At 65.3% G+C, this 13,356-nt stretch carries 15 protein-coding genes; 5 read left to right on the top strand and 10 right to left on the bottom strand.

Going from position 1 to position 13,356, the window contains the following annotated elements:
• Window positions 1-61 precede the first annotated feature (61 nt).
• A complete protein-coding gene (locus ACJ8FR_RS07235) occupies window positions 62-490 on the top strand; it encodes a CBS domain-containing protein (RefSeq protein WP_407827957.1) in 429 nt (142 codons plus the stop codon).
• Window positions 491-493: 3 nt separating this feature from the next.
• Here ACJ8FR_RS07235 and ACJ8FR_RS07240 read toward each other — a convergent pair whose 3' ends face one another.
• From ACJ8FR_RS07240 to ACJ8FR_RS07275, 8 genes are all read right to left on the bottom strand, one after another.
• Complete coding sequence (locus tag ACJ8FR_RS07240) at window positions 494-1,036, bottom strand: F0F1 ATP synthase subunit B (RefSeq protein ID WP_407827958.1); 543 nt, start codon at window positions 1,034-1,036, stop codon at window positions 494-496.
• Complete coding sequence (locus ACJ8FR_RS07245) at window positions 1,029-1,520, bottom strand: ATPase (RefSeq protein WP_407827959.1); 492 nt, start codon at window positions 1,518-1,520, stop codon at window positions 1,029-1,031. Before ACJ8FR_RS07245 ends, ACJ8FR_RS07240 begins: the two co-directional genes overlap by 8 nt.
• A gap of 29 nt (window positions 1,521-1,549) precedes the next feature.
• Window positions 1,550-1,777 (bottom strand): F0F1 ATP synthase subunit C, encoded by a 228-nt coding sequence (locus ACJ8FR_RS07250; RefSeq protein ID WP_407827960.1) that lies wholly within the window; start codon window positions 1,775-1,777, stop codon window positions 1,550-1,552.
• A 22-nt stretch (window positions 1,778-1,799) separates the two neighbouring features.
• A complete protein-coding gene (locus tag ACJ8FR_RS07255) occupies window positions 1,800-2,567 on the bottom strand; it encodes a F0F1 ATP synthase subunit A (protein WP_407827961.1) in 768 nt (255 codons plus the stop codon).
• A gap of 8 nt (window positions 2,568-2,575) precedes the next feature.
• Window positions 2,576-2,923, bottom strand: a complete 348-nt coding sequence (locus ACJ8FR_RS07260; protein WP_407827962.1) for an AtpZ/AtpI family protein — start codon at window positions 2,921-2,923, stop codon at window positions 2,576-2,578.
• 134 nt (window positions 2,924-3,057) lie between these two features.
• Window positions 3,058-3,435: a YdbL family protein gene (locus ACJ8FR_RS07265; protein ID WP_407827963.1), complete on the bottom strand. Its 378-nt coding sequence runs from the start codon at window positions 3,433-3,435 to the stop codon at window positions 3,058-3,060.
• The gene (locus tag ACJ8FR_RS07270; RefSeq protein ID WP_407827971.1) at window positions 3,432-3,635 is read right to left on the bottom strand and encodes a YnbE family lipoprotein; all 204 of its coding nucleotides are present in this window, start codon (window positions 3,633-3,635) and stop codon (window positions 3,432-3,434) included. Before ACJ8FR_RS07270 ends, ACJ8FR_RS07265 begins: the two co-directional genes overlap by 4 nt.
• Window positions 3,636-3,643: 8 nt before the next feature.
• Window positions 3,644-6,895: a YdbH domain-containing protein gene (locus tag ACJ8FR_RS07275; RefSeq protein WP_407827964.1), complete on the bottom strand. Its 3,252-nt coding sequence runs from the start codon at window positions 6,893-6,895 to the stop codon at window positions 3,644-3,646.
• A gap of 115 nt (window positions 6,896-7,010) precedes the next feature.
• Between ACJ8FR_RS07275 and radC the strand changes: the two genes are divergently transcribed.
• The 4 genes from radC to ACJ8FR_RS07295 all read left to right on the top strand — a co-directional run bounded on the left by radC (window position 7,011) and on the right by ACJ8FR_RS07295 (window position 10,816).
• Window positions 7,011-7,706: a DNA repair protein RadC gene (gene radC, locus ACJ8FR_RS07280; RefSeq protein WP_407827965.1), complete on the top strand. Its 696-nt coding sequence runs from the start codon at window positions 7,011-7,013 to the stop codon at window positions 7,704-7,706.
• A 125-nt stretch (window positions 7,707-7,831) separates the two neighbouring features.
• Complete coding sequence (locus ACJ8FR_RS07285; RefSeq protein ID WP_407827966.1) at window positions 7,832-8,347, top strand: DUF1993 family protein; 516 nt, start codon at window positions 7,832-7,834, stop codon at window positions 8,345-8,347.
• A gap of 203 nt (window positions 8,348-8,550) precedes the next feature.
• The gene (gene purB, locus ACJ8FR_RS07290; RefSeq protein ID WP_407827967.1) at window positions 8,551-9,876 is read left to right on the top strand and encodes an adenylosuccinate lyase; all 1,326 of its coding nucleotides are present in this window, start codon (window positions 8,551-8,553) and stop codon (window positions 9,874-9,876) included.
• 82 nt (window positions 9,877-9,958) lie between these two features.
• Window positions 9,959-10,816 (top strand): hypothetical protein, encoded by an 858-nt coding sequence (locus tag ACJ8FR_RS07295; protein ID WP_407827968.1) that lies wholly within the window; start codon window positions 9,959-9,961, stop codon window positions 10,814-10,816.
• 31 nt (window positions 10,817-10,847) lie between these two features.
• Here the strand turns inward: ACJ8FR_RS07295 and dnaJ are convergent, their stop codons facing one another.
• Together dnaJ and dnaK are read right to left on the bottom strand one after the other, a co-directional pair.
• On the bottom strand, window positions 10,848-11,966 hold the full coding sequence (gene dnaJ, locus ACJ8FR_RS07300; RefSeq protein WP_407827969.1) for a molecular chaperone DnaJ: 1,119 nt from the start codon (window positions 11,964-11,966) through the stop codon (window positions 10,848-10,850).
• A 64-nt stretch (window positions 11,967-12,030) separates the two neighbouring features.
• A partial coding sequence (gene dnaK / locus ACJ8FR_RS07305; RefSeq protein WP_407827970.1) for a molecular chaperone DnaK occupies window positions 12,031-13,356 on the bottom strand: 1,326 nt, incomplete at its 5' end.

Consider the following 13,356-nt stretch of genomic DNA (forward strand, 5'->3'; position numbering starts at 1 on the left):
GATCGGAACGACGTTTCCAAGCCATTCGTTTGACGAGCGAATTTCCAGCAGGAGAAAGCTCATGAAAGTCAGCGAAGTGATGACTCGCGACGTCCAGACGATCCAGCCCGATCAAACCGCGCAAGAAGCGGCGAGCTTCATGCTTAACGCGGATGCGGGATCGATCCCCGTGACAGACGGCGGGCGGCTGATCGGTATGATCACCGACCGCGACATCGCGGTTCGCGGCGTCGCCAAGGGCAATGGGCCGGACACGCCGGTCCGGGAGTTGATGACCGACGACCTCGTGGTCGTGCGCATCGATGACGACGTTGAAGAAGCCGCCACCAAGATGAGCGATGCCCAAGTCCGACGCCTGCCGGTCATCGACCAGGACGAGCGCCTGTGCGGCATCGTCAGCCTCGGCGACCTCAGCCGCGAGGCCGACACGGAATGCGCTTCGGAAGCCCTGGAAGGCGTGACCCAGCCGGGCGGCGAGCACCGGCAGTAAGGCCTAACGGCCGGCGATGTCCTTGATCGCCTGATCGACCAGTTTCGCGTCGGTCGCGGCGTCATGACGCTCGGCGATCAGCCGGGCGGCGGCTTTCGCCGCTGCCTCCGCAGCCATGGCGCGGAGCTGCTCGATGGCCGAGCGCTCCTCGGCGGCGATCTTGTCCTCTGCCATGCGCGTGCGGCGGCCGATCAATGCCTCGGCGTCGGTCTTGGCCTTGGCCACGATCTCATCCGCTTCGCGGCGCGTGCGCTCGAGAAGCGCTTCGCGATCCTTGTCGGCCGAGGCTGACTTCGCCTCATATTCCGCCTTCAGCGCCTCGGCTTCCCTACGCAGCGCCTCGGCCTCGGCGAGCTGGTCGCGGATGAGCGCGATCTTACTGTCGAGCGCGCCTGCGATCGCCGCAGGCACCTTCTTCCAGATCAGCACACCGATGACGACGAGCATTGCCAGCGCGATCCAAGCCGGTGGGGTCAGGCCAAAGGCGGTCGGCTCTGCTTCATGGGCAGGCGTCCGAGTGCCAGCAGTGGTATGCGTCTCAGCCATTCATTTCCGCCTTCACCGCGGCCGTGGCTTGCTGGGCGTCGACCTGGATACCGGCGAGCCGCTGGACCATTTCACGCGTCGCTTCAGCTGCCACATTCTCGATCTCGGCACGCGCGCTCGTCAGCGCGTCGCGGATCTTGGACTGCGCGGACTCAACCTTGAGATTGATCTTGTCGGCCGCCGCCTTGACCTTTTTCTCGGTCGCCTGCGCGCTCTTCTGCTTCGCTTCTTGCGAAAGGCGACCGGCCTCGGCGCGCGCCGCGTCCATGCGCGCGCGCCACGCGGCCTCGGTCTCGTCCGCCTCGGCCCGGGCCGCCTGCGCGCGCTCAAGGTCCTCGGCGATCTTGCGATCGCGCAGCTCCACCGTGCCTTGGATCTTGGGCACCATTCCGCGGCCGATGACGAAGAAGATAAACCCGAACACCACCGCAACCCAGAAGACCTGGGAGAAGATGATGAAGGGAAGCTGCGTGATCTGAGGCATGTTATCCCCGGGCCTCGGGCCCCATCGGATTAGCGGGCGTAGAGAATGATGATCGCGACGACGAACGCGATCAGGCCCAGAAGCTCGGCGGCGGCGAAGCCGATGAACAGCCGGCCCTGCTGACTATCGGCGGCTGCCGGATTGCGGAGCGCGCTCTCGAGGAACGAGCCGAAGACGTTGCCGACACCGATAGCGGCGGCGCCAACGCCGATGGCCGCGAGACCAGCACCAATGACCTGAGCGGAAGCGAAATCCATGTCGAAACTCCTTGGTTGAACTCTAGTGAAGGTTGATTGCGTCGTTGAGGTACAGCGTTGTCAGCAGCGCGAACACATAGGCCTGGATTGCGCAGACGAGCAGCTCGATCGCGTAGACGCCGATGATGAACAGGAAGCTCAAGGCACTGACGCCCCAGCCGAGCGGGCCGCCGTTGAGGCCGGTGACGATGAAATTGCCGAACACCTCCATCAGGATGTGCCCGGCGATCATCGCCACGAACAGCCGCAGCCCGAGGCTGAACGGGCGCACCATGAACGAGATGAACTCGACCAGGAAGATCAGCGGGATCATGAGCTTGGGCGTGCCCTGCGGGATGAACAGCGAGAAGAAGTGCAGCCCGTGGCGCCAAAAGCCGACGATCAGCACGATCGAGAAGCTCAGGATCGCAAGCACGTAAGTGACGCTGAAGTGGCTGGTCGAGGTGAACGGATGCAGGCCGATGATCGCAAGCGGAAGCAGGCCCAGAAAATTGGCGACGATGATGAACACGAACAGCGAGAAGATGTAGGGCATATACTTCTTACCCTCCGGCCCGATGTTCACTCGAACCATGTCGTCAACGAATCCGGTGAGGCCCTCGACCGCCATTTGCCAACGGCCGGGCACGAGCTGGCGCCTCATCCCCATCGCCATGAAACCGGTGATGACGACCAGCGCGATGAGCATCCACAACGCGCTGTTCGTCAGGCTGATGTCGTACTTGCCGATGTGCAGCGGAACCAGAGGTTCCACCGTGAACTGGTGCATCGGGTCGATCTTGGCCGCCACGCTTGTTCCTACCTCGCGTCAGTGCCCGGATCGGACCGGGTCTTCGTAAGCCGCATGATGTTCCTCACCCCGAGGCCAAATCCGAAGAACAGCATCAGGATGAAAAACAGCGGAAAGGTCCGACGGCCGAGTGCAGCGGCCAGATAGTCGAGACCCCAACCAATCACAGCCCCGCCGAACGGCGCCCCGATCAACTGCCCAAAAAGCTGCTGCCAGAGCCGATTGGACGGATCAGGCTGCGCCCGCTGGGTCCGCGTCGCCTCCGCCCGCTGCACACGCTCGAGCCGCTGATCGAGCGATTCTAGCCGTGCGTCTGGTGGAAGCTTCGGAACCTTGCCGGTTTCGTCCTCAGCCATGCGTCTCCCCTGTGCGTCGCCCGTGGCTGAAATCCAAGGGCCAGACCGGGACGAGAAACATGGCGGAAAGCGACACCGCCAAGGCGCCGCCCCTTTATGAACGGGGCGCCGGATAGTCAACCGGCGCCATATCCTTAACGGCAGTAGTCCGGCACTGGCGGCGGTTGGTTGGGCTCCCGGCGGCGCCAGCCCCCGTCTGCCCACAGATAGGCCTCCCCAACGGCCACGCGCGCCAGCAATTCGCAGCCAGCGGTGATGCCGACCGCCTGCGGGGTCGCGCCCTTGGCGGCGGCCAGGTTGCTGTAAAGCGAGCGGCGCCGGATGTTGATCGTGTTGACCTGGACGCGCACGGCTGACGGCACCGTCGCGGCAATCCCTAGGTAGCCGTCGTAGCGCTCGCCGACGGCGCCGCTCGCGCGCGCAGAGTTCACCATCGGCGTCTGCGCGGCTGCCGCGGCCGCCATTCCACTTAGCGAAAGTACAGCTGCGAACTCGACCGCCGACCGTCTCATGGTTTCGTCGGCGCGGGCGGGAAGGCCTGCGGGTTCTTCTGGATCATCTGCTGGACGTCCTGCTGCAGCCGCACCAGCACCTCCTGCCTGATCGCGACATTGAGGTTGATCTCGATCGGCTTGTCGGGCGGCTTGACCGTGACGCAGCTTGCCAGCGGGAACGCTGCCGTCGCCGCGACCGCGAGCCTCAACGAGTTCAATGTTAGTTTCACTTGGTGCCTCCGGGTGGTGGTGGTGATGATTTGCGGAGTGGCGTGGCCTGCGACACAGGCTTGGGCGCTGTCTGCTGCTCTTCCTTGACCGTGCTCAGGACCTCGACCTTGAGCGCGGGTGAATCGACCGGGAACGGCATCACCGGCGCAATCGCCTGCGTCGGGTCCTTGAACCCCTTGGCCATCTGGATGAGCGCGCGGAACGGCGCGTTGATGTTGATGTTGAGCCGCAGCGGCAGCTTGCTGAAGGCCGAGCGGACGAGGCCCGCGAGCAGCCCGTGGCTGGGGCCGAGCGACACCTGGTCGACCGTCAGCCGCGTCGCGAACTCGCCGGCGAGATCGCCGTCGAGGCGAATGATCATCGTGCGATATCGAATGTCGCTGAGCAGCCCCACGGCCACCCCCGCGGCCATGCCCTTGGGCTTGGTGCCGGTATATTGCAGGCGGCCGCCAGGGGCGCGGGAGTCGAGCCGGCCGCCGACGATCCGCCCGCCATTTTGGTCGAAGATCATCGGCAGCACGCCGTCGAACGTCCCGGTGATCTCGATGCCCTGGAAGCCGAGGCTGTCGATGAACTGTTTGGCGTCGAACCCCTGAAGCTCGAACGTCAGCCGTTTCGCGCTGGGACTGCCGAAATTGAGGATTGTCTCGTGAAGGATCAGGCGGCCACCCATGAACGGCCACTCGCCGCGCTCGATGCGGACGAGTTTGTTGGGCAGGAGCTGGTAGCGGATCACGCCGTCGGTGACGACGATACCGGGGTTGATCGACGCAATCGTCGCGAGCTGGTGAGGCGCGGTCTCGAGCGCCAGGAGGTCGCTGAAATGCACGGTCGTGGTGAGGCCCGTGACCGGCCCGAACGGCGCGGCTACATCCATGTTGGCGGTCGAGAAATCGCCGGTCGACGTCACCTTCCCGCCCGAAGCCCAGTCGATCCGCCCCTGACCTCGCACGGTCCCATTGACCAGGGCCACCACGCCTTCGGTCAGCCGCGTCAGCTGATCCGGCTGGAAGTTCGGGCCGAAGGCCAGCCCCGGAACGTCGAGGACGGCGTGCCCGTCACCCGTCGACAGCCGATGCTCGATGCTGACGTCGGTGACCAATGTTCCGCTCGCGGGGTGGTGCAACGCGCCCGTCGCGCGGACGTAATCGCCGGCGATGGTGAAGTGCACATTGTCGCTTTTGAGCGGATAGAAGCGCGGATTTGGGTCGCGGTCCGAAACCATGAGCCTGCTGTCCACGCTCAGGTTCTTGTTGCGATAGAGCCAGCTGCCGACCCCATCGCTGAGCTGCAGCGGAACCTTGCCGATCGAGGCCGTAGCGCCTGTGAAATCGCCCTTGACCGCGGGGCCGCCGAGACGGCCGTTCAGCCGCGCCGCGTCGAACAGGATCGGGGAGGTTGCCTTGCCGAGGCGCATCGCCAGGCGATCGAACCCGAACTGCTGGCCGATGACCTGGCCACTCGCGGCCTGCAGGTGGAAGGGCGAGCTGCCGAGCCGGCCGTTCAGCACCGGGCTTGGCAGTCGTGCGCTCGCCAGCACCGGGCCGTTGGGCCGCTTGGAGACCATCGCCGGGCCGATCGGGCAGACTGGCAGGCGCGTTGGCCCCAGCTGAACCGTGCTCATTTGCAGATAGTTGAAGCTGACGACCGCGCAGGAGGTCCCGAAGGCGAAGCTGCCGCCGTGGCCGATCTGCCCCTGGATCGGCAGCCGCAATGCCTGCGCTCGTCCACTCGGGAAGGCGCCATCGAGTTGGACGACGGTGCTGAGGGCGGTCGACCCGCCGGGCCCCGGCCCAAAGCGGATCGGCGCCAAGGCGAGCCGCTGCCCGCCCGCGGCATAAGGCGCGACATCGGCGACACCGCTCATCGGCGCGCCGGCGCGCGGCTGCCTGAGGCTGACCCGCGCTTGCGGCAACCCGCCGCCGGCGGTCTCGAGATTGCCGTCCATCCTCAGCCCGCCCGACGGCCAATAATAAGTCACACCGCTGCCGCCGAACACGCGCGCCCGTGCCCCGTTCGGGCCGATGACGTCGGCCTGGTTGATCCGCGCCGCGCCGCCGCCGGGGAAGTTTACGACCGTGATCCGGCCGGCCGAATTGAAGTGGCGGGCGGTCCTGATCACGGCGTTCGCCATGCTGGTCGCGACCGGCCCGATCGGGGTCTTGGCCGCGGCGGCGAGCGGCTGGGTCACGCCGGCGAACATGCTCGGCGCGAGCGCGGCGCTGTCCGCGGCATAATTGCCGGCCATTTCGAACGTGCCGACCTTGCCGTTGAGGTGGTAACGGCCGTCGAGCCGCGTGCGTTCGGCGGAGATGGTGCCCATGCGCGATTTCTGCGCCGACAGCCGGACCGCGCCCGCGACGTCGTTGAGCGAACCCCTGTAGCTGATATCGCCGGCGAAGTTCGCGAGGCCGTTGGCGCCGGCGACGAGGCTGGTCATCGCCATCCGGCCGCTGCCGTCGATGCTGGTGAAGGCCTCGTTGAAGCTCGCCTTCGCGTCGAACCGGGGCCCCCCGACATCGAATCGGCTCACCGCGCAGACGAAGCGGTCGGCGGTCACCGGCCCGTCGATGCGAGGCCGCCGTGCGACCACCGCCACCGCGACATTGGCGTGAACGTTGATCGCGGCGCAGCGGCCCGGCGCGACGAGCGGGCTGACGATCGCCGCGCGCCCGGCAAAGCCGCCGCTGAGCTTGCCATTGCCCTCGATCGAGAGCCCCACCGGGCCGAACGGCGTCGCCAGAGCGATGCTGCTGTCGGCGATGTCGACCGCGAAATTCGGCAGCGCGAACGGCTTGTTGCTCGGCGGCGGCATCAGCCTGTCGATCTGGCCCCAGCTGATGCGCCCGTGAATCAGGCGGCCGCGCAGCCGAACGCCGCGCGCAACGATCCGGTAGACTTCGAAATTGCCGTTGAGCTTCAGCCGCGTCTCGATATGGGCGAAGCGGGCGACGAGGTCCGGCCGTTTGGGATCGCCGATGACGAGGTTGCTGACCTCCTGGGTCCTAAGGCCAACCCGGTCGAGATGGTAGCTTGCGGTCACTCCGCGCCGCTCAAACTCGCCCTTGAGGAAGTGCGTCGCGATCGGCCGGCGCTGGATCCAGACGGCACCGATCGCGACCAGGAGCAAGACCAGCAGCCCGGCCGCGATGAACAGCGCGATGCGGCCGAACGGCCGCCGGCGCACGATCGTCACTGCTTGATCATCCGGCACGTCGAGCCCGTCGTCCTTCCAGCGCTCGTCCATTGGGCCACTAACCCATGCCGGGCATCACCGTTCCAGATGCGGCATGACCGCTTCCCAACGCGGCGCTTTCTGTGGTCTATTGGCGGCGCTCGGACCAGTCGCACGAGGGAGCGGCATGGACGCGCGCGCCGGCAATCTGGACGAACTCGACGCCAAGGGCCATCGCGCCCGCCTGCGCCAGCGGCTGCTCGACGCCGGAGCGGCCGGTTTTCACGACTATGAGCTCATCGAATATCTGCTCACGCTGACCATCCCGCGCGTCGACACCAAGCCGCTCGCCAAGCGGCTGCTGCACGATTTCGGCGGTATCGGGGCCTTGCTTGGCGCCAGCCCCGACAGCCTGCGCCGTGAGGGCCTGACCGACCCGACCATCGCTGCGCTGAAGATCGCCGAAGCGACCGCGCTACGGCTGCTCGAGGCGCGTGTCGAAGGTCAGCCTGTGCTGTCGAGCTGGGACGCGCTCGGCCACTATCTGACGGCCGCCATGGCACACCGGCGGACCGAGGAAGTGCGGATCCTGTTTCTCAACGCCAAGAACATGCTGCTCGCCAACGAGGCGCTGTGGCAGGGCTCGGTCGACGAAGCCTCGGTCCATGTGCGCGAGGTGATCGCCCGAGCGATCGCGCTTGGCGCCACCGCGCTGATCATCGTCCACAACCATCCGAGCGGCGACCCGACGCCGTCCACACAGGACATCCGCCTGACCCGCGACCTGGTCGAGGCCGGTCGGCACATGAAGGTGACGGTCCATGATCATGTGATCGTCGGCGCACAGGGGCGGACGAGCATGCGCGCGATGGGACTCATCTAGTTGCAGAAGCTAATGTCTGCTTTCGACCCATTGGGGACATTAGCGAAGTGGCAGCTTTCGACCCATTGCGGATATCCGGCGAAGGAGCCATGCCGAGGTTTCAACGACCGGGCGAGGTAAACGCGATGAGTTTCGGAATTTGGGAGGCGTCGGTCCCGGTATTCGTAAGTTCGCTCACGAACATGCGTGATTGGCTGAGCAAGGCCGCGGAAGAAAGGAGCGAGGCCGAACTCTTGGAGGCACGGCTCGCGCCTGACATGAGGCCATTGCCTGCGCAGTATCAAATGGCGTCGGACTCAGCGAAGAATGCGCTGGGGCGGCTCACCGGCACGGAAGCTCCCTCGATGCCTGACATCGAGAAGAGCTTCGCGGAGCTCGAGGATCGATGCGATCGAACGATCCAGTACCTCAAGAGCTTCGAACCAGAGTCCCTCGCAGGCAGCGACGCTCGCGAAGTCGTGCTCAAGTTCCCGAATGGAATGGGCTATCGCTTCCGTGGTGCTCAGTATCTCGCGGGTTTTGCGCTGCCGAATTTCTACTTCCACGTCACGACCGCTTACGCAATCCTACGCAATGCGGGCGTCTCGCTTGGCAAGCCCGACTTCCTCCAGCACCTAGGGCCGCCAAACGTCATCGGCTAATGTCCGCTTTCCACCCATAGCGGACATTGAAGAAACTGCTGTCCTACAGCGCCCTCATTGTGCTCGAAGCTGCAAATGCACGTTCGACTCCGTCCAGACTCACGCAGAGCGGCTTGGCCCGAACATCGTACGTCACCGCGAACATTCGCGAAGATTGGCACTACATTTGAAGCCCCGCGCCTTCCCTGCTAGCCGCCTCGGCGATGGTTCCCCGCTATTCCCGTCCCGAGATGACCGCCATCTGGTCGGCCGAGAACCGCTATCGCATCTGGTGGCAGATCGAAGTATTCGCGGCCGAGGCGATGGGAAAGATCGGGATGATCCCGTCTGAGGACGCGGCGACCATCCGCACCGCTTACGACCGCAATGCGCTGGGTGACATCGACATCGACGCGATCGACCGCATCGAGGCGGTCACCAAACATGACGTGATCGCCTTCCTCAGCTGGGCGGGCGAGAAGCTCGGGCCCGAACGGCGCTGGCTGCACCAGGGCATGACCAGCTCCGACGTGCTCGACACCGCGCTGGCGCTGCAACTGAAGCAGGCGGCGGACCTGCTGATCGCCGACATCGACGCGCTGCTCGATGTGCTCAAGCGCCGCGCGTTCGAGCACAAGCTGACGCCGACCATCGGCCGCAGCCACGGAATCCACGCCGAGCCGACCACCTTCGGATTGAAACTCGCGCAGGCCTATGCGGAATTCTCACGTAACCGCGAGCGTTTGGTCGCCGCGCGCGACGGGGTCGCGACTTGCGCGATCTCCGGCGCGGTCGGCACGTTCGCCCAAGTCCCACCCGAGGTCGAGGAGCGTGTCGCCGCCGAGCTCGGCCTCAGCGTCGAGCCGGTTTCGACCCAGGTCATCCCGCGGGACCGCCACGCCATGTTCTTCGCGACGCTGGGCGTCATCGCCTCGTCGATCGAACGGCTGGCGACCGAAATCCGCCACCTGCAACGCACCGAGGTGCTCGAGGCCGAGGAATATTTCTCGCCCGGCCAGAAGGGCAGCTCGGCGATGCCGCACAAGCGCAACCCGGTGCTGACCGAGAACCTCACCGGCCTCGCGCGGATGGTCCGCGGCTATGTGACGCCGTCGCTCGAGAATGTCGCGCTGTGGCATGAGCGCGACATTTCGCACTCGTCGGTCGAGCGGTTCATCGGGCCCGACGCGACGATCACACTCGATTTCGCGCTCGCACGGCTGGCCAGCGTGATCGACAAGCTCATCGTCTATCCCGAGCGCATGCAGAAGAACCTCGATCGCATGGGCGGCCTCGTCCACTCGCAGCGCGTGCTGCTCGCGCTCACCCAGGCCGGCCTGAGCCGCGAGGACGCTTATGCGCTGGTACAGCGCAACGCGATGAAGGTGTGGGAATCCGACGGCCAGCTGTCGCTTCTCGACCTGCTCAAAGCCGATCCGGGCGTGTCAAAGTGCCTCTCCAGCGAGCAGCTCGATGCCTTGTTCGACCTCGGCTACCACCTGAAGCACGTCGACACGATCTTCGGCCGGGTGTTCGGTAACCCAGGTTAACTCCTTCGCAGATCACAAATTTTTTCACGTGCACTGTGCGATTCATGGGCTATTCTTCGCAACGGATGCAGCCGGGGGGCTGATGGATACAGTCGACGAAATTGACGGCGACATGGCTGACGCGCCTGCGGTGCACGAAGTGCGCGTCCAGTCCACCTGCTATTTGCTCGAACTGTCGCTCGATTGGATCGTGCTGCGCGCATCCGAGAATATCCATCATCTGCTGAGCGAATCGCATGTCACCTTGATCGACGAGCCGCTCGGCCGTTTCGTTCACGCCCAAGCGCTCCACGACCTGCGAAATCTCTTCTCGCGGCTGAGCGGGACGACCGGCATTGGCCGCGCCTACGCGGTGCGGCTTACCGACGATCACGACTTGGTCGATATCGCCTTCCATCCCGTGGAAGGCCGGGTGCTGCTCGAAGCGGTGCCGTCGAGCGCTTGCTTCGGCGAGTGCTTCGGCAGCGTCGGCGGGCTGATAGCGGGCCTCGTCGATAGCCGCGGGCAGGCATTGCTCGACGGCGGGGCGCGGCGGATGAGGGCGCTCACCGGTTATGACCGGGTGACGCTGAGTTGCGGCGACGAGCGGTCGGAAAGCAGCCGCGGCGCGCTTGCCAGTCCCGTCGACCCGGCCGATCTGCCGATCCTTATCGCCGACACCGAACCAGAGGCCGTCAGCCTGTTCCCGCGCCAGGCCGGGGACACGTCGGCACATGGCGCGCTGATGCGGGCGCCCGACGAAGCTGATCGGCGCAAGCTGCACGAGCAGGGCATCCGCTCGATGCTGCGAATCCCTTTCACTGCGGGCGGATTGAGCTGCGAATTCTGCTGCGAGAGCCGGGTGGCGCGCCCGCCGAACTTCGAGCTGCACGCCGCGGCCGAGTTGTTTGCTCAGATGTTCGCGCTGCGGCTCGAGATCGGCGCAGCGACAAATCGCTAGTCAAAACTAGCAGCCGCGAGAAAGCGTCGGCCTAGCTGCCGAGGAAGTCGCGGGCGCGGGCGAAAAAACTCTTCGAGGCGGGACATTCGTCACCCGTTTCGGTCGCCCGGAATTCCTCCAGCAATTTCTTCTGCTTGGCATTCATCCTGCTCGGCGTTTCGACCAGAATGCGGGCGACAAGGTCGCCGCGTCCGCGGCCGTTGAGCACGCTCATGCCCGAGCCGCGATGGCGAAGCTGTTCGCCCGACTGGATGCCGGCGGGGATCTTCATTTCGACGGGCTTGCCGTCGATTCCGGGAAGTGAAATTGTCCCGCCAAGCGCCGCTGTCGTAAAGCTGACAGGGCAGTCGGCGATCAGCGTGGTACCCTCGCGGGCGTAAATCGGGTGCCGCATCATGTGGACGAACAAGTAGAGGTCGCCGTTCGCCGCACCGCGCACCCCGGCCTCACCCTCACCGGCGACGCGAATCCGGGTGCCTTCGTCGACGCCCGCAGGAATCTTCACCGACATCTTGCGCTGGCCGTGCGCGCGCCCCTCGCCGTGGCAATTGGCACAGGGGTCGGTGATCACCTCGCCTGCGCCGCGGCAGGACGGGCAGCCGCGCTCGACGACAAAGAACCCCTGCTGCGCCCGCACCTTGCCCATGCCGCCGCACGTCTTGCAGGTGCTGGTGCAACGATCGAGGCTATTGCAACCCCGGCCCTGGCACTTCTCGCACGTCGCCATCGCCTCGACGGCGATGGTCTTCTCAATGCCCGCGAATGCTTCCTCGAGGCTCAGCTCGAGATCATAGCGGAGGTCCGCTCCGCGCCCTGCATTCTGTTGCGCGCGCGGGTCCATGAACTCGCCGAAAATGGTCGAGAAGATGTCGGAAAAGCCATTGAAGCCGGCGTCGCCAAACGGATCCTGCCCGCCGCCGCCGTTCTGGAACGCCGCCCGCCCGAAGCGGTCATAGGCGGCGCGCTTTTGCGGGTCCTTGAGGATATCATAGGCCTCGTTGATGGCCTTGAACTGGGCTTCCTTGTCAGAACATCCATTGTGCCGGTCGGGATGATGTTCCTTGGCAAGGCGGCGGTAGGCAGCCTTGATGGCAGCATCGTCCGCGCCGCGCGCGATGCCCAGCAGCTCGTAATAGTCCTGCTCGACCATCAATGCTCCCCGCTACGCCGTACAGAATTCGGCGCGGTCCTCGGAAAGGCCCCGCGCCTCATCATCAGCCCTTGTTCTCGCCCTCGTCGACCTCAGAAAATTCCGCGTCGACGACCTCTTCCTGGCCGGGCTGTTCGCCAGCCGCTTCGCTTTCCGCACCGCCAGCCTCGCCGCCGGTTTGCTGGGCCTGCGCCTGGCTCTGCTCGTACATTGCCTGACCAAGCTTCATCGCCGCCTGGGTGAGCGCAGCGGTCTTCTGCTGCATGTCGTCGGCATCCCCGCTTTCAACCGCGGTCTTGGCTTCGGCGATCGCCTTCTCGATCTCGTCTTTGATCTCGGCCGAGACCTTGTCGCCATGCTCGGCAAGCTGCTTCTCGGTCGAGTGGATGAGGCTCTCGGCGTTGTTCTTGGCCTCCGCCGCGGCACGCCGCTTCTTGTCCTCGTCAGCGAACTGTTCGGCTTCCTTGACCATCTTCTCGATGTCCGAATCGGCGAGGCCGCCCGAAGCCTGGATGCGGATTTGCTGTTCCTTGCCGGTGCCCTTGTCCTTGGCCGACACGTTGACGATGCCGTTGGCGTCGATGTCGAACGTGACCTCGATCTGCGGCACGCCGCGCGGCGCCGGCGGGATTCCGACGAGGTCGAACTGGCCGAGGACCTTATTGTCCGCGGCCATCTCGCGCTCGCCCTGGAAGACGCGGATCGTCACCGCATTCTGATTGTCCTCGGCGGTCGAGAAGACCTGGCTCTTCTTGGTCGGAATGGTGGTGTTGCGATCGATCATCCGAGTGAACACGCCGCCCAACGTCTCGATGCCCAGCGACAGCGGGGTCACGTCGAGCAGAAGCACGTCCTTGACGTCGCCCTGAAGCACGCCCGCCTGGATCGCCGCGCCCATGGCGACGACTTCGTCCGGGTTGACGCCGGTGTGCGGCTCACGGCCGAAGAATTCCTTCACCCGCTCGCGCACCCGCGGCATGCGGGTCATGCCGCCGACGAGGACGACATCGGCGATGTCCTTGGCCTCGAGGCCCGCGTCCTTGAGCGCCTTCTTGCACGGCTCGATGGTCCGTTCGATGAGGTCATCGACCAGCTTTTCGAGGTCTGAGCGCGTCAGTGTCTCGACGAGATGGAGCGGGGTCGTTGTTCCGCCTTCCATGCGCGCGGTGATGAACGGCTGGTTGATCTCGGTCGTCGCGGCCGACGACAGCTCGATCTTGGCCTTCTCGGCCGCTTCCTTGAGGCGCTGCAGCGCGAGGCGGTCGGTGCGGAGGTCGATATTTTCCTTCGCCTTGAACTTGTCGGCGAGCCAGTTGACGATCCGCGCGTCGAAATCCTCTCCGCCGAGGAAGGTGTCGCCGTTGGTCGACTTCACCTCGAACACGCCGTC

This window comes from Sphingomonas sp., from assembly GCF_045810705.1.
GTDB lineage: Bacteria > Pseudomonadota > Alphaproteobacteria > Sphingomonadales > Sphingomonadaceae > Sphingomicrobium.

Excerpts from the sequence above, each read along its gene's own strand:
- ACJ8FR_RS07295 (WP_407827968.1), top strand. The coding sequence starts at position 9,959 with ATGGATACAGTCGACGAAATTGACGGCGACATGGCTGACGCGCCTGCG.
- ACJ8FR_RS07240 (WP_407827958.1), bottom strand. The coding sequence starts at position 1,036 with ATGGCTGAGACGCATACCACTGCTGGCACTCGGACGCCTGCCCATGAA.
- ACJ8FR_RS07285 (WP_407827966.1), top strand. The coding sequence starts at position 7,832 with ATGAGTTTCGGAATTTGGGAGGCGTCGGTCCCGGTATTCGTAAGTTCG.
- radC (WP_407827965.1), top strand. The coding sequence starts at position 7,011 with ATGGACGCGCGCGCCGGCAATCTGGACGAACTCGACGCCAAGGGCCAT.
- ACJ8FR_RS07245 (WP_407827959.1), bottom strand. The coding sequence starts at position 1,520 with ATGCCTCAGATCACGCAGCTTCCCTTCATCATCTTCTCCCAGGTCTTC.
- purB (WP_407827967.1), top strand. The coding sequence starts at position 8,551 with ATGGTTCCCCGCTATTCCCGTCCCGAGATGACCGCCATCTGGTCGGCC.
- ACJ8FR_RS07235 (WP_407827957.1), top strand. The coding sequence starts at position 62 with ATGAAAGTCAGCGAAGTGATGACTCGCGACGTCCAGACGATCCAGCCC.
- ACJ8FR_RS07260 (WP_407827962.1), bottom strand. The coding sequence starts at position 2,923 with ATGGCTGAGGACGAAACCGGCAAGGTTCCGAAGCTTCCACCAGACGCA.
- dnaJ (WP_407827969.1), bottom strand. The coding sequence starts at position 11,966 with ATGGTCGAGCAGGACTATTACGAGCTGCTGGGCATCGCGCGCGGCGCG.
- ACJ8FR_RS07265 (WP_407827963.1), bottom strand. The coding sequence starts at position 3,435 with ATGAGACGGTCGGCGGTCGAGTTCGCAGCTGTACTTTCGCTAAGTGGA.
- ACJ8FR_RS07275 (WP_407827964.1), bottom strand. The coding sequence starts at position 6,895 with ATGGACGAGCGCTGGAAGGACGACGGGCTCGACGTGCCGGATGATCAA.
- ACJ8FR_RS07250 (WP_407827960.1), bottom strand. The coding sequence starts at position 1,777 with ATGGATTTCGCTTCCGCTCAGGTCATTGGTGCTGGTCTCGCGGCCATC.